Source organism: Novosphingobium pentaromativorans US6-1, from assembly GCF_000767465.1.
GTDB classification, from domain to species: Bacteria; Pseudomonadota; Alphaproteobacteria; order Sphingomonadales; family Sphingomonadaceae; genus Novosphingobium; species Novosphingobium pentaromativorans.
Genome location: NZ_CP009291.1, coordinates 3209100 through 3228924, shown reverse-complemented (window position 1 = coordinate 3228924; position 19825 = coordinate 3209100). Strand labels below are relative to the sequence as shown.

General features: G+C 65.4%; 16 protein-coding genes. 10 read left to right on the top strand and 6 right to left on the bottom strand.

The genetic code is table 11. The features are described 5' to 3' along the window. Positions 1 to 52 precede the first annotated feature (52 nt). The 9 genes from JI59_RS15080 to JI59_RS15040 all read left to right on the top strand — a co-directional run bounded on the left by JI59_RS15080 (position 53) and on the right by JI59_RS15040 (position 11792). A complete protein-coding gene (locus tag JI59_RS15080) occupies positions 53 to 433 on the top strand; it encodes a hypothetical protein (protein ID WP_007011827.1) in 381 nt (126 codons plus the stop codon). A gap of 480 nt (positions 434 to 913) precedes the next feature. After that, positions 914 to 1876, top strand: coding sequence for a malate dehydrogenase (mdh, locus tag JI59_RS15075; protein WP_007011828.1), 963 nt, complete (start codon positions 914 to 916; stop codon positions 1874 to 1876). 121 nt (positions 1877 to 1997) lie between these two features. Continuing rightward, the gene (sucD, locus tag JI59_RS15070) at positions 1998 to 2888 is read left to right on the top strand and encodes a succinate--CoA ligase subunit alpha (RefSeq protein ID WP_007011829.1); all 891 of its coding nucleotides are present in this window, start codon (positions 1998 to 2000) and stop codon (positions 2886 to 2888) included. Between the two features lie 185 nt (positions 2889 to 3073). Next, positions 3074 to 5926 (top strand): 2-oxoglutarate dehydrogenase E1 component, encoded by a 2853-nt coding sequence (locus tag JI59_RS15065; RefSeq protein WP_038576287.1) that lies wholly within the window; start codon positions 3074 to 3076, stop codon positions 5924 to 5926. 8 nt (positions 5927 to 5934) lie between these two features. Beyond that, on the top strand, positions 5935 to 7164 hold the full coding sequence (gene odhB, locus JI59_RS15060) for a 2-oxoglutarate dehydrogenase complex dihydrolipoyllysine-residue succinyltransferase (protein WP_007011831.1): 1230 nt from the start codon (positions 5935 to 5937) through the stop codon (positions 7162 to 7164). A 128-nt stretch (positions 7165 to 7292) separates the two neighbouring features. Further along, entirely contained in the window at positions 7293 to 8690 is a 1398-nt protein-coding gene (gene lpdA, locus JI59_RS15055; RefSeq protein ID WP_007011832.1) for a dihydrolipoyl dehydrogenase, read from the top strand. Between the two features lie 354 nt (positions 8691 to 9044). Next, positions 9045 to 10184, top strand: a complete 1140-nt coding sequence (locus JI59_RS15050; RefSeq protein ID WP_038577707.1) for an acyltransferase family protein — start codon at positions 9045 to 9047, stop codon at positions 10182 to 10184. Between the two features lie 74 nt (positions 10185 to 10258). Continuing rightward, positions 10259 to 10684 (top strand): VOC family protein, encoded by a 426-nt coding sequence (locus tag JI59_RS15045; RefSeq protein ID WP_007011835.1) that lies wholly within the window; start codon positions 10259 to 10261, stop codon positions 10682 to 10684. Between the two features lie 145 nt (positions 10685 to 10829). Next, complete coding sequence (locus tag JI59_RS15040) at positions 10830 to 11792, top strand: quinone oxidoreductase family protein (protein ID WP_038576284.1); 963 nt, start codon at positions 10830 to 10832, stop codon at positions 11790 to 11792. A gap of 112 nt (positions 11793 to 11904) precedes the next feature. Here JI59_RS15040 and JI59_RS15035 read toward each other — a convergent pair whose 3' ends face one another. Continuing rightward, positions 11905 to 13596: a dipeptidyl-peptidase 3 family protein gene (locus JI59_RS15035; protein ID WP_007011837.1), complete on the bottom strand. Its 1692-nt coding sequence runs from the start codon at positions 13594 to 13596 to the stop codon at positions 11905 to 11907. Between the two features lie 178 nt (positions 13597 to 13774). Here JI59_RS15035 and JI59_RS15030 point away from each other — a divergent pair, with 178 nt between their 5' ends. Next, positions 13775 to 14425 carry a trimeric intracellular cation channel family protein gene (locus tag JI59_RS15030; RefSeq protein ID WP_007011838.1) on the top strand — a complete coding sequence of 217 codons (651 nt, stop codon included), beginning with the start codon at positions 13775 to 13777 and terminating at the stop codon, positions 14423 to 14425. Positions 14426 to 14491: 66 nt separating this feature from the next. Here JI59_RS15030 and JI59_RS15025 read toward each other — a convergent pair whose 3' ends face one another. From JI59_RS15025 to JI59_RS15005, 5 genes are all read right to left on the bottom strand, one after another. Beyond that, entirely contained in the window at positions 14492 to 15046 is a 555-nt protein-coding gene (locus tag JI59_RS15025) for a hypothetical protein (RefSeq protein WP_238532468.1), read from the bottom strand. A 124-nt stretch (positions 15047 to 15170) separates the two neighbouring features. Continuing rightward, complete coding sequence (locus JI59_RS15020) at positions 15171 to 15752, bottom strand: hypothetical protein (protein WP_007011841.1); 582 nt, start codon at positions 15750 to 15752, stop codon at positions 15171 to 15173. Between the two features lie 111 nt (positions 15753 to 15863). Next, a complete protein-coding gene (locus JI59_RS15015) occupies positions 15864 to 18089 on the bottom strand; it encodes a prolyl oligopeptidase family serine peptidase (protein ID WP_420798865.1) in 2226 nt (741 codons plus the stop codon). 88 nt (positions 18090 to 18177) lie between these two features. Further along, the gene (gene rplQ, locus JI59_RS15010; protein ID WP_013832944.1) at positions 18178 to 18600 is read right to left on the bottom strand and encodes a 50S ribosomal protein L17; all 423 of its coding nucleotides are present in this window, start codon (positions 18598 to 18600) and stop codon (positions 18178 to 18180) included. Between the two features lie 114 nt (positions 18601 to 18714). Beyond that, entirely contained in the window at positions 18715 to 19773 is a 1059-nt protein-coding gene (locus tag JI59_RS15005; protein WP_007011844.1) for a DNA-directed RNA polymerase subunit alpha, read from the bottom strand. Positions 19774 to 19825: the final 52 nt, after the last annotated feature.

Below are 19825 nucleotides of genomic sequence, written 5' to 3'. Positions count from 1 at the left end.
TCATCGTCATAAGGGTGCCGATCAGAACAACGACACAAAGGGCCCGCCTGACATGACGATCCGCTTCTCCGCTGCCTATGGCGGAAAAAGTCCAGCGATTGTGCGTGCCCTGTGCCCCTCCGCCCCCCTGGGCGCAGTCAACGACAATGGCTGCAGACCCATTCTCGGCGGCTCCGCCCGCCGCGCCATCGCTGCCTATTCGGAACAGATGCACCTGCCGATGCAGGCGGCGAACGACCAGCGGATGTTGACCGAGGCCCTGCGCCACTTCGCCCGCCACGGCCTCTCGGCCGCTGCCCATGCGCGCGAGAACGCGGAAGCCGCCAAGGCCGCCAGCGACGAGGAGGCGTGCCGCTGGTGGATCTCGATCTGCCGCCAGCTCGATCGCCGCATGGCCGACGCCCTGGCGCGCAAGATCGCCCGCCACGGCTGATCCTGCGGCGGCGAGACGGCCGCACCCCATCGTCGCAGGTAATGCCGCGCGCGATACCGATCCTTCGCCAGGCTCGGGATGAGCGGTGCGTGTGGGGTGAGCGCAGCCGCTCCGAATCGCGACGGCGCGCAAGCCCCTCAAGTCCGCGCATCTTGCCCTTCCGGCGATTCGCCCCGAGCCTCTTGCAATGCCCAGGCTTCGGTGAGAGACATGTCCCGCGCCGCGCAAGACTTACGCAAACCTTGCCAAATCGTTGAAAATCCGCGCCTGGCGGCCCTGTTTTATCGCCACTATTGCAATTGCGAACTATTATCAATTAAAAGTGCCCGCTTGCGCCCTGCCCGCGTCGTTTCGCGGTTGCAATGTCGGTGCGAGGGGCGTAGGGCCCGCTTCGCAACTGACGGCACCTGCCTTATGCGGGACAAAGCAGGCCGCCTTTCACGTCCGAGGTCCCGCCATTGGGAAGGACAAGCACGCATCATGGCTCGTAAGAAGATTGCCCTTATCGGCGCCGGCAACATCGGCGGCACCCTCGCGCACCTCGCTGCGCAGAAGGAACTGGGCGACATCGTCCTGTTCGACATCGCCGAAGGCATCCCCCAGGGCAAGGCTCTCGACCTGTCGCAGTGCGGTCCCGTCGAAGGCTTCGACGCCGCCATCACCGGCACCAATGACTACGCCGACATCGCCGGCGCCGACGTCATCATCGTCACCGCTGGCGTTCCCCGCAAGCCGGGCATGAGCCGCGACGACCTGCTGGGCATCAACCTCAAGGTGATGAAGTCGGTCGGCGAAGGCATCAAGCAGTACGCTCCCGACGCTTTCGTGATCTGCATCACCAACCCGCTCGACGCGATGGTCTGGGCGCTGCGCGAATTCTCCGGCCTGCCCCACAGCAAGGTCGTCGGCATGGCCGGCGTGCTGGACTCGGCGCGCTTCTCGACCTTCCTCGCCTGGGAATTCGGCGTTTCGGTGCGCGACGTCACCAGCTTCGTGCTGGGCGGCCACGGCGACACCATGGTCCCTGTCGTCGAGTACTCGACCGTCAAGGGCATCCCCGTTCCCGACCTCATCAAGATGGGCAAGTCGACCCAGGAGCGCATCGACGAGATCGTCAAGCGCACGGCCAACGGCGGCGGCGAGATCGTCGGCCTGCTCAAGACCGGCTCGGCCTTCTACGCTCCGGCCGCTTCCGCCATTGCCATGGCTGAATCCTACCTCGGCGACCAGAAGCGCATCCTGCCCTGCGCCGCCTACCTCGAAGGCCAGTACGGCGTCGACGGTCTCTACGTCGGCGTGCCGGTGAAGATCGGCAAGGACGGCGTCGAGGAAGTCATCGAGATCTCGCTCGACGAGAAGGCCAAGGCAGGCCTGCAGGTCTCGATCGACGCGGTCAAGGAACTGCTGGTAGCCTGCAAGGGCATCGACGGCTCGCTGGCCTGAGGAAATAGCCGTCGTGCGATGCGGGCCTGACAATCTCGCCAGTATCGCACGGCGCAAATAGTTTCTTGGAACCTCCCCAGCCGATCAGGCTGCTTCCACGATCAGGAACAGGAAAAGATCCATGTCCATTCTCGTCGACAAGAATACCAAGGTCATCACCCAGGGGATGACCGGCAAGACCGGCAGCTTCCACACCCAGGCCGCGCTCGACTACGGCACGCAGATGGTTGCCGGCGTCACCCCCGGCAAGGGCGGCACCGAACACCTCGGCCTGCCCCAGTTCGACACGGTTGCCGAAGCCAAGGCCGTGACCGGCGCCAATGCCTCGTGCGTCTACGTTCCGCCCTCGGGCTGTGCCGACGCGATCCTCGAAGCCATCGATGCCGAGATCGAACTGATCGTCGCCATCACCGAGGGCGTTCCGGTTCTCGACATGGTTCGCGTCAAGCGCGCCCTGACCGGTTCGAAGTCGCGCCTCATCGGCCCCAACTGCCCCGGCCTGCTCACCCCCGGTGAATGCAAGATCGGCATCATGCCCGCCAACATCTTCTCGAAGGGTTCGGTCGGCGTGGTCTCGCGCTCGGGCACGCTGACCTACGAAGCCGTGTTCCAGACCACCAATGCCGGCCTCGGCCAGACCACCGCTGTCGGCATCGGCGGCGACCCGGTCAACGGCACCAACTTCATCGACGTGCTCGAACTCTTCCTCGCCGACGACGAGACCAAGTCGATCATCATGATCGGTGAAATCGGCGGCTCGGCCGAAGAAGAAGCCGCGCAGTTCCTCAAGGACGAGGCCAAGCGCGGCCGCAAGAAGCCCATGGCCGGCTTCATCGCGGGCCGCACCGCTCCTCCGGGACGCCGCATGGGCCACGCCGGTGCCATCGTCTCGGGCGGCCAGGGCGGCGCCGAAGACAAGATCGCAGCCATGGAAGATGCTGGCATCCGCGTTGCGGCCAGCCCCTCGCTGCTCGGCGAAACCCTTGTGGAAGCCCTCAAGGAATTCGCCTGACGATCAGGTCGGTGCATGTGTCTGGCGGGGCCCGCCCCGCCGGACCATGCGCCGGGTCGCCAAGTACAGGCAGAACCATAACTGCATAAACGGCCAGCCAGGTTTTCCTCCCCGGGAACCAGCCGGCTTCCAACTGATTTCTCGGTAACGTCGGGCTGTTAATCCGACGAGGTAAGGTGATTCCGATGGGCAACGAAAATCTCGATTTCACTCCGGACCTCGGCATGGACGAACCCCAGCCCGGACCGAGCTGGCAGCGCAGCAACTGGCCGCGCGTAGGGGCCGAGTTCGAAGACGACCTCACCCAGGGCCTCGATCCCACGGCCCTCAAGGTCCAGATCGAAAAGGCCGCTGCCAAGGGCGGCAAGAAGGTCGACCAGGCTAGCCTCGACCAGGCTGCCGCCGACGCGATCCGCGCCATGATGCTGATCCGCACCTATCGCGTGCGCGGTCACCTGGCGGCGGACCTCGACCCGCTCGGCCTCAACCAGCGCAAGCTGCCGCAGGACCTCACCCCCGAATACCACGGCTTCACCGGCGACGCGCTCGACCGGCCTGTTTTCGTCGGCGGCAACCTCGGCCTCGAGTGGACCACGGTGCGCGAACTGGTGCAGATCCTGCGCGCCAACTACTGCGGCAAGGTCGGCCTCGAATACATGCACATCGCCGATGTCGAGGAACGCCGTTTCCTCCAGGAGCGGATGGAAGGCGCCGACAAGGAAATCGAGTTCACCCCCGAGGGCAAGAAGGCGATCCTTCAGGCCGTCGTGCGCGGCGAGCAGTACGAGAAGTTTCTCGGCAAGAAGTACGTCGGCACCAAGCGCTTCGGCCTCGACGGCGGTGAATCGATGATCCCGGCGCTGGAGTCGGTGATCAAGTACGGCGGCGCCCAGGGCGTCAAGGAAATCGTCTACGGCATGGCCCACCGCGGCCGCCTCAACGTTCTCGCCAACGTGATGGCCAAGCCCTACAAGGTCATCTTCCACGAATTCTCCGGCGGCACCGCCAACCCCGAGGACGTCGGCGGTTCGGGCGACGTGAAGTACCACCTGGGCACTTCCACCGACCGCGAGTTCGACGGCATCAAGGTCCACATGAGCCTGATGCCCAACCCCTCGCACCTCGAAACGGTCGATCCGGTCGTGCTCGGCAAGGTCCGCGCCTACCAGGTCTTCCATGACGACATCGGCGACGACGTGGGCCCCGGCGCCAAGCACAAGCAGGTCCTGCCGGTGCTGATCCACGGCGACGCGGCCTTCGCCGGCCAGGGCGTGGTGTGGGAATGCTTCGGCCTTTCGGGCGTTGCCGGCTACAACACGGGCGGCTGCATCCACTTCGTCATCAACAACCAGATCGGCTTCACCACGACGCCGAACTTCGCGCGCAACTCGCCCTACCCGACCGACGTCGCCAAGGGTGTCCAGGCGCCGATCCTGCACGTCAACGGCGACGATCCGGCCGCGGTGACCTTCGCCTGCAAGCTGGCGATCGACTATCGCCAGACCTTCGGCCGCGACATCGTGATCGACATGTGGTGCTACCGCCGCTTCGGCCATAACGAAGGCGACGAGCCCAGCTTCACGCAGCCGCTGATGTATGCGCAGATCAAGAAGCACCCCTCGGTCAGCACGATCTACGCCGAGCGCCTGAAGGCCGAAGGCGTGATCGACGACGCCTTCCTTGCCGCGACGGTGGAAGGCTTCAACAACCACCTCGAAGAGGAATTCGAGGCGGCCAAGACCTACAAGGCCAACCATGCCGACTGGTTCGGCGGGCGCTGGAGCGGCTTCAACAAGCCGGTCGATCCGGAAACCGCGCGCCGCAACGTGCATACCGGCATCGAGGGCAAGCTGTTCGACAGCCTCGGCCGTACCCTCACCACGGTCCCCGACGACCTGACCATCCACAAGACCCTCGCCCGCGTCATCCAGGCGAAGGACGAGATGTTCAAGACCGGCGAGGGCTTCGACTGGGCCACCGCCGAAGCGCTCGCTTTCGGCAGCCTCGTCTCCGAAGGCTACGGCGTGCGCCTGTCCGGCCAGGACTGCGAACGCGGTACCTTCTCGCAGCGCCACGCCGTCTGGGTCGACCAGAAGACCGAGCGCAAGTACACGCCGCTCGAAACCCTGCCCCACGGCACCTTCGAGGTTCTGAACTCGACGCTTTCGGAATACGGCGTGCTCGGCTTCGAGTACGGCTATGCCAGCGCCGATCCGAAGACCCTGGTCCTGTGGGAAGCGCAGTTCGGCGACTTCGCCAACGGCGCGCAGATCATCATCGACCAGTACATCGCCGCATCGGAAGCCAAGTGGCTGCGCGCCAACGGCCTCGTGATGCTGCTGCCGCACGGCTACGAAGGCCAGGGTCCGGAGCACTCCTCCGCCCGCCTCGAACGCTACCTGCAGCTCTGCGCCTCGGACAACCTCCAGGTGTGCAACATCACCACCCCGGCCAACTACTTCCACGTGCTGCGCCGGCAAATGCACCGTCCGTTCCGCAAGCCGCTGATCATCATGACGCCCAAGTCGCTGCTGCGCCATCCGATGGCGAAGTCGCCGGCTTCGGACTTCGTGGGCGAAGGCCACTTCTTCCGCATCCTGTCGGACCCGAAGGCGCCGAGCGACGAGAAGACCAAGAAGGTCATCCTGTGTTCGGGCAAGGTCGCCTACGACCTGTTCGAGGCGCGCGACCAGAACGACATCGACGACACCCAGATCATCCGCATCGAGCAGCTCTACCCCTTCCCGGGCGAACCGCTGGCCCTGCGCCTCTCGCGCATGAAGAACCTCGAGGAGATCGTCTGGTGCCAGGAAGAGCCTAAGAACAACGGCGCCTGGTTCTTCGTCGAATCGCTGATCGAGGAATCCGCCAAGGAAGCCGGCGTCTCTGCGTGCCGTCCGCGCTATGCCGGCCGCGGCGCCTCGGCCTCGCCCGCAACCGGCCTTGCCAAGCGCCATGCCGCCGAACAGGCCGCGCTGGTGGCCGATGCACTCCACCTTTCCGTCCGTGACGAACTCCGACGCAAGCAGAAGGCTTGAGATAACCCATGTCCACCGAAGTCAAGGTCCCCACGCTCGGCGAATCCGTTTCCGAGGCCACCATCGGCCAGTGGCTGAAGCAGCCCGGCGAGGCGGTTGCCGCTGACGAGCCGATTGCCAGCCTCGAGACCGACAAGGTCGCCATCGACGTCATGGCCCCGCACGCGGGTGTCATGGGCCAGCAGCTCGCAGGCGAAGGCGACACCGTCACCGTCGGTGCGCTGATCGCCACCATCGAGGAAGGTTCGGGCTCGGCCCCGGCTCCCAAGAAGGAAGCCGCCGCGAAGAGCGACGCTCCGGCCCCTGCCGCTGCTGCGCCCGCCGCCGCTCCGGCCGCTGCCGAAGACGCACCCTCGGGCGCCTCGGTCCTTTCGCCGGCAGTGCGCCGCGCGGTGCTGGAATACGGCATCGATCCCTCGACCATCAAGGGCACCGGCAAGGACGGGCGCATCACCAAGGACGACGTGATCGCCGCCGCCAAGAACAAGCCGGCTTCCGCGCCTGCCTCGGCTGCGCCGGCCGCATCCGCCGCGCCCGCGCGCAAGGAAGAGCGCGTCAAGATGACGCGCCTGCGCCAGACGATCGCCAAGCGCCTCAAGAGCGCGCAGGACAATGCCGCCCTGCTCACCACCTTCAACGACGTCGACATGTCGGCGGTCATGGAAGCGCGTGAGAAGTACAAGGACGTCTTCGCCAAGAAGCACGGCATCAAGCTCGGCTTCATGTCCTTCTTCGCCAAGGCCTCGGTCCTTGCGCTCAAGGACATCCCGGCGGTCAACGCCCAGATCGACGGCGACGAGATCGTCTATCACGACTACGTCGACATCTCGATCGCGGTCTCGGCCCCGAACGGCCTCGTCGTCCCGGTCGTGCGCGACTGCGACAAGCTGGGCTTCGCCGGCATCGAGCAGGCCATCGCCGACTACGGCAAGCGCGCCAAGGAAGGCACGCTGACCATGGAAGACATGAAAGGCGGTACCTTCACGATTTCCAACGGCGGCGTGTTCGGCGGCCTGATGTCGACCCCGATCATCAACCCGCCGCAGTCGGCGGTACTGGGCCTCCACCGCATCGAGGACCGCCCGGTCGTGCGCAATGGCGAAATCGTCATCCGTCCGATGATGTACATCGCGCTGTCCTACGACCACCGCATCATCGACGGTCGCGAGGCGGTCACCGCGCTCAAGACCATCAAGGAAGCGATCGAGGATCCCACGCGTCTCCTGATCGACCTTTGACGTTTTCATGCCGCGCGGCATCCTTCGACAAGCTCGAGATGAGCGGACGCCGCGCGGTATTCGATTGAACAAGCACTATTCCCGCCCAGGCTGAGCTTGTCGAAGCCCAGGCGCGACGGAGGCCTCACATGGCTGATTACGATTACGACGTCCTTGTCATCGGTGCCGGCCCGGGCGGCTACGTTGCCGCGATCCGCGCCGCGCAGCTCGGCCTCAAGACCGCCTGCGCCGAAGGGCGCGAAACGCTGGGCGGTACCTGCCTCAACGTCGGCTGCATTCCTTCCAAGGCGATGCTCCATGCCTCGGAATACTTCGAGCAGGCCGCCAGCGGCGCGATGACCAAGCTGGGCGTCAAGGTTACGCCCGAACTCGACCTGGAGGCCATGCACGGCCAGCGCCGCGATTCGGTGAAGGGCCTGACCGGCGGCATCGAGTTCCTGTTCAAGAAGAACAAGATCGACTGGCTCAAGGGCTACGCGCAGTTCAAGGACGCGCACACCGTCGAAGTTGCCGGCAAGTCGGTAACCGCCAAGAACATCGTCATCGCCACCGGCTCCTCGGTCACCCCCCTGCCCGGCGTCGAGATCGACAATGAAAAGGGCGTCGTCGTCGATTCGACCGGCGCGCTGGAACTGGCTTCGGTTCCCAGGAAGATGGTCGTCATCGGCGGCGGCGTGATCGGCCTCGAGCTCGGCTCGGTCTGGCGACGCCTCGGCGCGGAAGTGACCGTCGTCGAATTCCTCGACCAGCTCCTGCCCGGCATGGACGGCGAAGTGCGCAAGGAAGCGGGCAAGCTGTTCAAGAAGCAGGGCATGACGCTCAAGCTGGGCACCAAGGTGACCGGCGTCGAGGTGAAGGGCAAGAAGGCCAAGGTCACCGTCGGGCCAGCCGCGGGCGGCGATGCCGAAGTGATCGAGGCCGACGCAGTGCTCGTCTCGATCGGCCGTCGTCCCAACACCGAGGGCCTCGGCCTCGACAAGATCGGCCTCGAGCTCAACCAGCGCGGCCAGATCGAGACCGACCACGACTTCGCGACCAAGGTCGACGGCGTCTGGGCCATCGGCGACGTGATCCCCGGCCCGATGCTGGCGCACAAGGCCGAGGATGAAGGCATTGCCGTGGCCGAGAACATCGCAGGCCTCACCGGCATCGTGAACCACGACGTCATCCCCGGCGTGGTCTATACTTTCCCCGAGATCGCCGGCGTCGGCCTGACCGAGGAAGCGGCCAAGGAGCGCGGTGCAGTCAAGGTCGGCAAGTTCCCGATGCTCGCCAACTCGCGTGCCAAGACCAACCACGAGCCCGACGGCTTCGTGAAGGTGATCGCCGATGCCGAGACCGACCGCGTGCTCGGCGTGTGGTGCATCGCCTCGGTTGCCGGCACGATGATCGCCCAGGCCGCGCAGGCCATGGAATTCGGCGCGACCAGCGAAGACATCGCCTATACCTGCCACGCGCACCCGACCCATTCGGAAGCGATCAAGGAAGCGGCCATGGCCGTGACCGGCAAGCCGATCCACATCTGACGCGCCCCGGGCGCGATCCGAACCTGAAAAAGGGCCGGCGGTGCAGCAGCATCGCCGGCCCTTTTCGCATCTGGAGCGTTTCCAGGTCAGGTGCCATCAGCTGACGACCCGGAAAGCGCGGCAAAACAAGAATCTGGAACGCGCCGGGGGGCAGATCGGCAAACCGCCCCAAGCGCCGAAAGCAGGCCTGCGCGCGGCGAGCGGAAAATCGCGTGATCGCCCCGCTCGACTGCACGAAGCTGCGCCTCCTCCCGTCGAAACGCGGTGGAACGGCCCGCCCCCATCGGCAAGTTCCTTTTCAGTCGCGGATCGCGCCGCCGCACAGGAGGCCATCGCGCAGGGCAGGAGCAGCGTTTGAACAGGATCGAATGTCTCGACGGCCTGCGCGGCCTTGCCGCGCTATGGGTACTGATCGGCCATTGCCTGATCCTGACCGGCTTTTCCCTCCCCATCCTGGGCAAGCCAGACCTCGGCGTCGACCTGTTCATCCTGCTGTCCGGCTTCCTGATGACCTTCCAGTTCCAGCTGCGAAAGGACAGGGAGGACTGGGCGCGCCCTGCAACCTGGGCCGCCTTCTGGACCCGGCGCTTCTTCCGGGTCTCGCCGCTCTATTTCGTCCTGCTTGCCGCTGCCCTGCTGGCGGGCAAGGCCATCTACGCCGACCGCGTTCTGATCGACGGCTTTCTCGGGCAGAGCCTGCAGGAGCCGGAGCGCTACACCGACGCGAGTTTCTCGAACGTCCTGCTGCACGTCACCTACCTGTTCGGCCTGCTGCCCGAATATGCCTTCCGCACGCCCCTGCCCGACTGGAGCCTGGGGCTGGAAATGCAGTTCTACGCGGTGTTCCCCTTCGCCGTACTCCTTGCCGGACGGCTGGGCTGGATAAGGACCGCGCTATGCGTCTCCCTTCTTGCGGTGGCCGTCGCCGTGCTGACGGATGCGCTGGGCGCGGCCTATCCGATGCCTTCGTTCCTGCCGCTCAAGATGCACCTGTTCGCCGCCGGAATGCTCATCGCGGCGGCGCTGGAAAGAAACGCGGCGGCCTGCCTCGTCATTGCCGCAGCGCTGGCTGCAATCCCGCTCGGCGGCAAGACCGACCCGCTCCACCTGGCCGTGCGCGAAGGCATCCTGCTCGGCTTCTTCGCGCTGGTGCACTGGCGCTCGGTCCCGTGGATCGACCGCCTGTCCCGCCTGCTCGGCGCGCCGCCATTCCACTGGCTGGGCGAGCTGTCCTTCGGCGTCTATCTCATCCACCTGCTGGTCCTGCATCGCGTGGCTGCCTGGACCATCGGGCAATGGGCACAGGACATTCCCGCTGCCGCGCGTTTCGCCCTGACTTTCGCGATCACCGCGCCGATCGCCTATGCTCTCGCCTACGTGGCTTATCGCCTGGTAGAGCGGCCGGGCCAGTCGCTGGGCCGGGCAATCATCGCCCGTTTCGGCCGCCGCAAGCTGGCGCGCCAGACCCGGGCCGAGGAATACGCAGCGCCTTGAGCGCAACCGATGCACAAGGCGACATGCGCAGATCGCCCTTGGCCTCTCCTCTCGATAACCGTAGTTCTGGCGACATGACACTGTGCCCTTTCCATCTCGCCTTTCCTGTCCACGACCTTGCTGCCGCGCGCCAGTTCTGGGGCGGGACGATGGGCTGCCCGGAAGGGCGCAGCAGCGCGGAATGGATCGACTTCGACTTTTTCGGACACCAGATCGTCGCCCACCTCGTGCCGGGGATGACCGCAAGCGATGCCGGCGCGAATCCGGTTGACGGCCACGCGGTCCCCGTGCCGCACTTCGGCGTGGTTCTCACTCTGGGGCAGTGGCACGAACTTGCGGAGCGGCTCACGGCAGCGGGGACGCAATTCGTCATCGCCCCGCATGTGCGCTTTCCCGGACAGGCGGGCGAGCAGGCGACGATGTTCTTCCGAGATCCCTCGGGAAACGCAATAGAGATCAAGGCGTTCGCGGATCTTGGCCAGCTTTTCGCGCGCGATTGAAACGCGCATTCGGCAGGTAAAAGCGGCCCGGAGCGCCGAATTTTTCCAACCTCGCTGAGTTAAATTGCTGATAGGTCACTTGATCCTCTTATAACTTCATTCCTATTTATCATCTTGCAAAGCATTGCAGGGGCGGGGGATCGAGGTGAAGGCGGCCTATTATCTGGAAAGCGGCGGGCCGGATGCGCTGTATTACGGGTCCGTTCCCGATCCCGCGCTTGCCGAAGACGCGGTGCTGATCCGCGTCGAGTACATATCGGTCGAGGGGATGGACATGGTATGCCGCTACCTCGCCCCGCTCACGGAAGAACAACATGTCGCCGGATGCCAGGCCGCCGGTACGGTCGAGGCGCTGGGCGGCGCCGTCACCGGCTTTCGCGTGGGCGACCGCGTCGTCGGCTTCAACTTTGGCGGCAGCCATGCCGAGCTTTTCGCCGCACCGCAGGGCAGCGTCTGGCATGTGCCGGAAGGCCTGGACCTTGCCCTCGCCGCCGTCATCCCGCTCACTTTCGGCACTGCGCATGAGTGCCTCCATGCCTTCGGCCAGGTCCGGCCGGGCATGGACGTGCTGATCCACGGCGCGACGCTGGGGGTGGGAATTGCCGCGGTCCAGCTCGGGCGAGCAGCCGGGGCAAGGTTGACCGGCACCGCGCTGGGCGACGATCGCCTCGCGCGCATCGCTCCGCTCGGGCTTGACCATGCCATCGATTATCGCGGCGCCGACAAGACAAAGCGACTGCGCGAGATCACATTCGGCAAAGGGTTCGATCTCGTCGTCGATTCGGGCACGGGCATGGAGAAGGACTCCATCGTCGCGGGCGTCCGACCGGGTGCGCGCTACGCCGTCGCCGGTGTCGCCAGCCCGAAAACGCCGCAGTTCGGCTATTTCGAATTGATCTCGCACGGCCTGACCGTCAGCGGCATCACCATCGCCCATGCCATGCACACGCCGCGCGGACATGCCGTGGTTTCCGAATTGCTCGAAAGCGCCGCGCGGGGCGAGATCGAGATGCCGATCGAGCACGAATTCGCCCTGTGCGAAGCCGAGGAAGCCCACCGCTTCGTCATGGAAGGCCATCCCTTCGGACGCGTGGTCATGCGTCCCTGAGGGGCTGTGGACGGCCTTTATCCAACACCGGCATTATCCCCCGTCACCCCGGAACCGATCCCGGGTCCCGCTTGCGCAGGGATGACGGGGAAATAACTTCCCGAATCTGCGATCAGATCGCGTCGGGATAGATCGGCCTAATGTCGACCGGCAGTGAGCCCATCGAGGCGATGGCGGCTTCGGCATGGGCGTCGAGCTTCGCCCACTTGTCCATGAAGGCCTTGGTGCCCGCGTAATCGCCATGGGCCTGCAGCATCAGAATGTCATGCAGCAGGTCGCGAACGCCCGCTTCCATCCGGGCGTCGTCGATGACGTAGCGGCCCGCGGCCTCGTCCCAGCGAAACGCGCCCTTGTCCAGCAGGTAGGCGTATTGCAGCGCCGCGCCCTTGCCGTGCGCCTCCACCGCGCCGAAACGCACGGCGCGGAAGATGCCGGTGAAGTAGGTGGCGAAGAGCTGCGGCTTCTCCGCCGCCGGGATCTCTCCCTTGCGCATCATCAGCAGGATGTTCCAGACCCCCGCGACGTCGGCCTTGGCCTCTTCGAGCGCCGAGCCCTGTTCCTTGAGCATCTTGTCGACCGTCGTCGTCTCGCCGTTCACGACGATCGTGCCCGGCCCGAGGCTGTGCGAGAGTTCATGGAACAGCGTCTCGAACTGCATGTACTTCTTGTCGACGAGCGCGGCCTGATCGGGTTCCAGCACCAGCGAGCCCATCGGCTTGAGGATGCGTTCGAACTTGGCGCCCAGCACATTGGACAGGATCACCTTCTTCGCGCCCTTCGCCTCGCGCACGCGCTCGTCGTTGGGCAGGTTGAAGGCAATGGTCTGGACGCCAGGCACGTTGTCGCCCCCGCCGTGGACCTGCTCGGCCACCGCAATCGGGCTGGCGAAGCCGCGCTGGAAGTTCTTGTAGCGATCCTCGATGGGAAGATTGGCTTCCATGTCCTTGAGATAGTTCTTGTACTTGGCAAGCGCTGCGGACTCCTGCGGGTCCTTGAGCGTCACGAAGCTCTCGAAGGCGGTCTTCGCGCCCATCAGGCGGTCGGTATAGACTTCGTATGGCCCGATCGCGACTTCGATGGGCGTGCCGGTCAGGTCCATCCAGGCCAGCTCGCTCTCGAAATAGTCGTCGGTGCGGAAGGCCCTGGCGCGCAGGGACAGGAACTTCTTCAGGCTGGCGTTGCCGGTTCGCGCGGCGGCCTGCTCCAGCAACTGCGCGGCAGGTTCCAGCCACTGCCTGTACTCCACCGAGTACGGCACCGCGACCAGCCTGTCGCCCTCGCGCTTCACCACCGTATAAGGGCTGAGCAGCGCCTCCTTCTGTTCCGGGTGGGCGGCGATATAGGCTTCCAGCGCCTCGCGCGTCAGATCCTCGGGATAGAAGCCTGCGCCTTCGGGCATCGGGGTCGAACCCCAGAAGGGATGAAGTTCGGCCAGTTCGTCCCAGGGGCCGAAGTTGCGGTCGAACATCTCGACCAGCAGGTCGCGGTCGGACCGGCGGTTCATCGAGACCGCGCGGCGCACCTGCGGGTTCTCGGCATAGCGCTGGCGCAGGTAGATCTCGCTCATCAGGTCCGATGCCTTGATCAGCAGGTTGACGACATCGCGCTGCTCCTGGTTGAGGAAGCCGGTCTCGACGTCCATCCGGATCGTCGCCAGCTTCTCCTTCTGCGCCGGCAGGTTGTAATCGCCATCCGCCTCGGCCGGGATCGGACGGACATCGGCCGGCGGCGCCGAAGCGACTTCGCCGGGGGCCTGCGTGCACGCACCGCCGGCAAGCAGGAGGGGAAGGAGCGAGAAGCGCATCAGCCTGGACGCGGACGTCTTTTCCGTTGCGGGCGTTCTGTTCGTTGCGGGCTTGTTATTCGTTGCGGGCATGGGGGGAATGTCCGTTGATTGTGTGTGACCTGTCTCGAGACTTAGCGCCCTGCCATGGCGACGCAAGGCCCCTGCCCTGTGCTGTGGATGGTGCTAAGGGACAGGCATGATGCCGATGCTTTCCGCGATAACGCCGCCGCCCGTGCCCGCCCTGCCGCCGATGCTGGACCTGCTGGGCATTGCCGTCTTCGCGCTGACCGGCGCGCTGGTGGCCGCGCGCCTGCGCCAGACATTCGTGACCGTGGCCTTCTTCGCGCTCGTCACCGGCGTCGGCGGCGGTTCGGTGCGCGACCTGCTGATCGGCGCCCCGGTATTCTGGATTCAGGACCCGCTCGTCGCGCCCGTCTGCTTCGCCGTCGCCCTGATCGCCTGGTTCACGCCGGTACGCTGGTGGGAAGGCAAGCTGCTCGAATGGGCCGATGCGCTGGGGCTGGCGACTTATGCAGTGTTCGGCACGATCAAGGCGCTGGCCTGGGGCGTGCCCACGGTCGCTGCGATCATGATGGGCGTCATCACCGGCTGCGTCGGCGGCATCGTGCGCGATGTCCTTGCCGGCCAGCCCTCGATCCTGATGCGCCCGGAACTCTACGTCACCGCTGCTGCGCTTTCCGCCGCTCTGGCCGGTCTCGGCATCGCGCTTGGGCTGTCGGCGCAATTGACCTGGGCGATCGCGGTGTTTGCCGGCTTCACCATGCGCGGTGCGGCGATCCACTGGTCCATCGCCCTGCCCGGCCATGCCGGCGCGCCGGAGGACTGAGGCGCCGGCCGCCTCGCCCGTCGCCAGTCTCGAGAAGCGTCGACCCTGGCGTGACTGGACGGGAGATCAGATCAGGGCATGGCCGTCGACCGCCACCGAGCGCACGCGCCCCTCGCGGTCGATGCTGCAGGCAAACTCGCGGCCATCCTCAAGCCGGCCTTCGACGCTGTAGCGTTCACCCATGCGCGCGACATTGTCGACGGTATCGATGCGACGTTCGCCGCGTTCGATCTCGTCGGCGCAGCTTGCCACCATGTCGTCGAAGCTCTCGTTCGAACGGGCGCCCTCGGGATAGTCACGCGGATTGCCCCGTTCCTCGCGCGGGACGTCACCGTAACCGCGATCCTCGGGCGCATCGTAGTCCGGCCCGCCGGGGTAGCGGGAGGGTTCCTCGACCTGCTTGTCCCTCGCGGACTTGCTGGCAGCGCTGGCGATGGCTGCGATCCCGCCGACGATCAGCAGGCCGGCCAGAACGTCACCGCCATCGAGGCCGCGGTCATGGTGGTGATGGCGATAGCCCCGCCAGTCGCCGTAGCCACGGGCGAAAACCGGCGTCGCGGTCATGGACAAGGCCGCAGCGGCGGCAAGCGAGACAGCTATGCGTGAACGGAAGGTCTTCATTGCAGGTCAGTCCCACATCCGGCGCGCACGATCCGCGCCGCCCATCATCGACATGAAATAGGCGGCCCATGCTTTCTTCGGCATGAACCGCCCATCCTCTCAGCCTTTCGGCTCGTCGCAAATGTTACAGGCCGCGAATGCCCTTGAAGTCGAGGTCGCGGATCCCGCCGCGATAATCGACCTTGCACTCGAACGAACCGGAATCGTAGCCGCGCAGCGAGCTGTTCCAGCCCCGGTAATCGCGGTTCCAGCCCCGGCCATAGTCATGGTCGCCCGAGCGCCAGTGACGGCCCATGGCGTTCACCGCGATGCGGCCCTTGACCTTGTAGCCGTAGCTCTTGCGATCGACCTTGCGCACGTCGGTTACCTTGGCCCTGCCGCCATAGCTGTAGCGGCTGGCCGCCCGCTCGGCCGTGCGCACGCATTGCTGCACGGCATCGCGCGCGCTCATGCCCCGGCCATATCCGGCCCGGCCATAGTCGTAGCGCCCGCGGCGATCGCGGTCATAGCGATAATCGTAGCGGTCGTTGCCGCTACTGGCGGCCGCGGCAACCGCAGCGATCCCGCCGATGACGAGGGCGCCGGCAATCACGTCCCCGGTGCCGATCCCGCCGCTGTGGTCCCGGGCCAATGCCGGGCTGGCCGTCGCAACCGCCATGGCACCGGCGGCCACGGTGCCGACCACATTCCTGGTGAACTTTTCCATGGCTTCGTTTCCTTTCTCATCCGGACGCCATGTCCGGGCATGAGAAGGTTCTAACAATCGGGCCATGAGGTGACGCTGAACCCCGGCTACAGCCATTGTTCAGCTAAATAGTCATTTTTCTGAACACCGCCCGCCTTGCGGAATCTTCAGCCCGGTCCAGCGCGCAATGAAGGCGAGGATGTCCGCGCCTTCCTCGATCGCCTTGTCGGTGGGCTTGCCCGAACCGTGCCCGGCCCGCGTCTCGATCCGGATCAGGTGCGGCCTGTCGCCGATATCGGCCGCCTGCAGCGCCGCAGTGTACTTGAACGAGTGCCCGGGCACGACGCGGTCGTCGGTGTCCGCCGTAGTCACCAGAATCGCGGGGTAGTCCACCCCGCCGCGAATGTTGTGATAAGGCGAATAGGATCGCAGGATGCGAAAGTCGGCTTCCCTGTCCGGATAGCCGTAATCGTCCACCCAGTACCGCCCGGCCGTGAAACGATCGAAGCGCAGCATGTCCATCACGCCCACTTGCGCCACTGCGGCCGCGTAGAGATCGGGCCGCTGGTTGACCACCGCGCCGACCAGAAGTCCGCCGTTGGACCCGCCCTGGATGGCAAGGCCGTCCTTCTTCGCGATGCCCTCGTCGATCAGGTACTCGCTGGCGGCGATGAAGTCGTCGAACACGTTCTGCTTGTTCGCACGGCGCCCCGCATCGTGCCACTCCCGCCCGTATTCGCCGCCGCCGCGCAGGTTCGCCAGGGCAAAGGCACCGCCCGCCTCCAGCCAGGCAAGGCGCACCGCGGAGAAGCCCGGAGTCAGCGAGACGTCGAAACCGCCGTAGCCGTAAAGCAGTGTCGGCACCGGCCGGTTCATCCGCGCCACCGTCTTGCCGCGCACGACGAACATCGGCACGCGGGTGCCGTCCTTCGACCTGAAGAAGCGCTGCTCGACCGAATAGTCCTGCGGATCGAAGCACAGCTTGGGCTCGGCAAAGGGTTCGGTCTCGCCCGAAGCGATGTTCATGCGGTAGATCGCGGCGGGACAGTTGAAGCTCGAAAAGGCGTAGAAGGTCTCGGGATCACCCGGCCGGCCGCGAAAGCCCGAGGCGGTGCCGATACCGTTCAGCGTGATCGTGCGCCCCGGCCTGCCATCGAGTCCGATGATCTCGGCATGACTGGCGGCATCGCGCATGTAGTTGAGCACGAGCTGATCGCCGACGATGCCCGCGCGCTCGAGGATGTCCGTGCGCTCGCCGACGAGTTCGGTCCATTCCGGATGGTCCTTGGACAAGTCGATGCCGACCAGGCGGTAGCGCGGCGCATCCTTGTTGGTGACGTACCACAAGTGCTCTCCGGAGCCTTCGACGAGGCGCCAGTCGTCGGTGAACCCGGAGACGATCTTGCGCGCCTTCCAGCCCTGCTCTGCGCGCTTGTCGAGATCGATCACGGAGACCTCGTACCGCGCATCGGTGCCCACGGACGTGGTGATGACCGCCAGCCTCCCATCCTGCGTCACCCGCGCGAAGTGATTGTACTCGGGATGATCGGGCGTCGCGAAGACCACCTCGTCTTGCGACTGCGGTGTGCCCAGGCGGTGGAAATAGACCGTGTGGTTGTAGTTCAGCCCCTGGAACGCCGTCCCTTCCTCCGGCGCGGGAAAGCGCGAATAGAGGAAGCCTTCCTCGCCGACCCAGGACAGGCCGGTGAACTTGGCCCAGCGCACTTCGTCTTCCAGCGGCTCTCCGCTGCGCACGTCGAGCACGCGCAGGATGCGCCAGTCGCTGCCGCCGTCCTGTACGCTGTAGAGCAGGAAGTGCCCCTTCTCGGAGGGTTCCCAGGCGTCAAGCGCGGTCGCGCCGTCGCTAGCCCAGGCATTGGGGTCGAGCAGGAGCTTCGGCTTGCCGTGCAGCCCCTTGCGCACGAACAGCTGCGACTGCGGCTGCAGGCCGGAATTGCGGGTATAGAAATAGCGCTGCCCCGCCTTGTCGGGCAGGCCGTAGCGCTCGTAGTTCATGATCTCGCGGATGCGCTGGGCAAAGCGCGCCCGCTGCGGCAGGCCAGCGAGGTAGTCCTCGGTCACCGCATTCTCGCGCGCAACCCACTCGGCCACCTCGGGCGACTGGCGCACGTCCGCCTCCAGCCAGCGGTAGGGATCGGCGATCTTCTCACCAAAGTGGGTTTCGACGATGTCGTCGCGGCGCGTTTGCGGATATGTCTGGTCAGCCATGGTCCCGGCACAGATGGGCGTCGCCAGCGCCAGCGACAAGGTCAACGCCAGCGAGAAGATCGACGCCCGCGACGGGCCCCCGGCCACAGGGGGCAACCAACCCAGTGCGACTGCCTTGAGGCGCCGCATCGTTCTCTCCCAATCCCAAACGCAAGAGCGGCCGCGAGTCTAGCACTCGCGACCGCTCACGCAATCTTGTCGATGAATGCGTCCGGGCTCAGGCCTCGGCGTATTCCTCGGCTTCGTTCATCACCGGACCCGAATCCTGGCCCTTGGCGTCGACGTCACGGTCGACCAGCTCGATGATCGCGATCGGGGCGGCGTCCGAAGCGCGGATGCCGGCTTTGATGATGCGGGTGTAGCCACCGCTGCGACCGGCATAGCGCTCGGCCAGAACTTCGAAGAGCTTCTTTTCCTGGGCCTCGTCCATCAGGCGCGAGTGGGCCAGACGGCGGTTCGAAAGGCCACCGCGCTTCGCGAGCGTGATGAGCTTCTCGATGTAGGGACGCAGTTCCTTCGCCTTGGGCGTGGTGGTCTGGATCTGCTCGTGCTTGATGAGCGCGGCAGCCATGTTGCGCAGAAGGGCGGCGCGGTGGCCCGAGGTGCGCTGCAGCTTACGCTGACCGTACTTGTGACGCATGTTCATTCTCCGTTCGTAGGGGGCCCGTGCGAGGTAGCCCGATCCAGGTGGCCGTCAGGGCCGCCACCTTTCGCCCAAAGCATCGACCCGGCTCGCGCCGGGTCGACTGGTTCCTTATCCAAGGAGCTCCTGTTCGAGCTTCTTGGCCATCTCTTCGATGTTCTCGGGCGGCCAGCCCGGGATGTCCATGCCGAGGCGCAGGCCCATCGAGGAAAGGACTTCCTTGATCTCGTTGAGCGACTTGCGGCCGAAGTTCGGCGTACGGAGCATCTCGGCCTCGGTCTTCTGCACGAGATCGCCGATGTAGATGATGTTGTCGTTCTTGAGGCAGTTCGCCGAACGCACCGACAGTTCAAGCTCGTCGACCTTCTTGAGGAGGTAACGGTTGAGCTGGTTGGTGTCGCTTTCCTCGGGCTGCGCAGCGGCCATGCCGATCATCTGCGGAGCGCCGACCGGGGCGATGTCCTCGAAGTGGACGAACAGGGCAAGCTGGTCCTGAAGGATGCGCGCCGAATAGGCCACGGCATCTTCCGGGGTCACCGTGCCGTCGGTCTCGACGGTCAGGCTCAGCTTGTCGAAGTCCAGCTCCTGGCCGATACGGGCGTTCTCGACCTTGTAGCTGACCTGACGGACCGGCGAGTAGAGCGAGTCGACCGGGATCAGGCCGATCGGTGCATCGACGGGACGGTTGCCGACGGCAGGGACGTAGCCCTTGCCGGTGTCGGCAGTCAGTTCCATGTTCAGCGTCGCACCCTCGTCGAGGTGGCAGATCACGAGGTCCTTGTTCATGACCTCGATGTCGCCCGAGACGGCGATATCGCCAGCCTTGACCTCTGCCGGGCCGGTGGCCGAAAGCTGCAGGCGCTTGGGGCCTTCGCCCTGCATCCTGAGCGCGATCTGCTTGACGTTCAGGACGATGTCCGTGACGTCCTCACGCACGCCGGCAAGCGACGAGAACTCGTGAAGCACGTTCTCGATCTTGATCGAGGTGATCGCTGCACCCTGCAGCGAGGAGAGCAGAACACGGCGCAGCGCGTTACCCAGCGTCAGGCCGAAGCCGCGCTCGAGAGGTTCGGCAACGAAAGTCGCCTTCAGCTTGGGGTCTGGTCCCGGCTTGATCTCAAGGCTGTTCGGCTTCTTGAGTTCCTGCCAGTTCTTGATGTTGACAGTCATGGACTTCCCCTGGGATTTCGATGGCGGTTACGTCCTCAGGCCGGGTGGAAAG

Excerpts from the sequence above, each read along its gene's own strand:
- JI59_RS15080 (WP_007011827.1), top strand. The coding sequence starts at position 53 with ATGACGATCCGCTTCTCCGCTGCCTATGGCGGAAAAAGTCCAGCGATT.
- mdh (WP_007011828.1), top strand. The coding sequence starts at position 914 with ATGGCTCGTAAGAAGATTGCCCTTATCGGCGCCGGCAACATCGGCGGC.
- sucD (WP_007011829.1), top strand. The coding sequence starts at position 1,998 with ATGTCCATTCTCGTCGACAAGAATACCAAGGTCATCACCCAGGGGATG.
- JI59_RS15065 (WP_038576287.1), top strand. The coding sequence starts at position 3,074 with ATGGGCAACGAAAATCTCGATTTCACTCCGGACCTCGGCATGGACGAA.
- odhB (WP_007011831.1), top strand. The coding sequence starts at position 5,935 with ATGTCCACCGAAGTCAAGGTCCCCACGCTCGGCGAATCCGTTTCCGAG.
- lpdA (WP_007011832.1), top strand. The coding sequence starts at position 7,293 with ATGGCTGATTACGATTACGACGTCCTTGTCATCGGTGCCGGCCCGGGC.
- JI59_RS15045 (WP_007011835.1), top strand. The coding sequence starts at position 10,259 with ATGACACTGTGCCCTTTCCATCTCGCCTTTCCTGTCCACGACCTTGCT.
- JI59_RS15035 (WP_007011837.1), bottom strand. The coding sequence starts at position 13,596 with ATGCGCTTCTCGCTCCTTCCCCTCCTGCTTGCCGGCGGTGCGTGCACG.
- JI59_RS15030 (WP_007011838.1), top strand. The coding sequence starts at position 13,775 with ATGATGCCGATGCTTTCCGCGATAACGCCGCCGCCCGTGCCCGCCCTG.
- JI59_RS15025 (WP_238532468.1), bottom strand. The coding sequence starts at position 15,046 with ATGAAGACCTTCCGTTCACGCATAGCTGTCTCGCTTGCCGCCGCTGCG.
- JI59_RS15020 (WP_007011841.1), bottom strand. The coding sequence starts at position 15,752 with ATGGAAAAGTTCACCAGGAATGTGGTCGGCACCGTGGCCGCCGGTGCC.
- JI59_RS15015 (WP_420798865.1), bottom strand. The coding sequence starts at position 18,089 with ATGCGGCGCCTCAAGGCAGTCGCACTGGGTTGGTTGCCCCCTGTGGCC.
- rplQ (WP_013832944.1), bottom strand. The coding sequence starts at position 18,600 with ATGCGTCACAAGTACGGTCAGCGTAAGCTGCAGCGCACCTCGGGCCAC.
- JI59_RS15005 (WP_007011844.1), bottom strand. The coding sequence starts at position 19,773 with ATGACTGTCAACATCAAGAACTGGCAGGAACTCAAGAAGCCGAACAGC.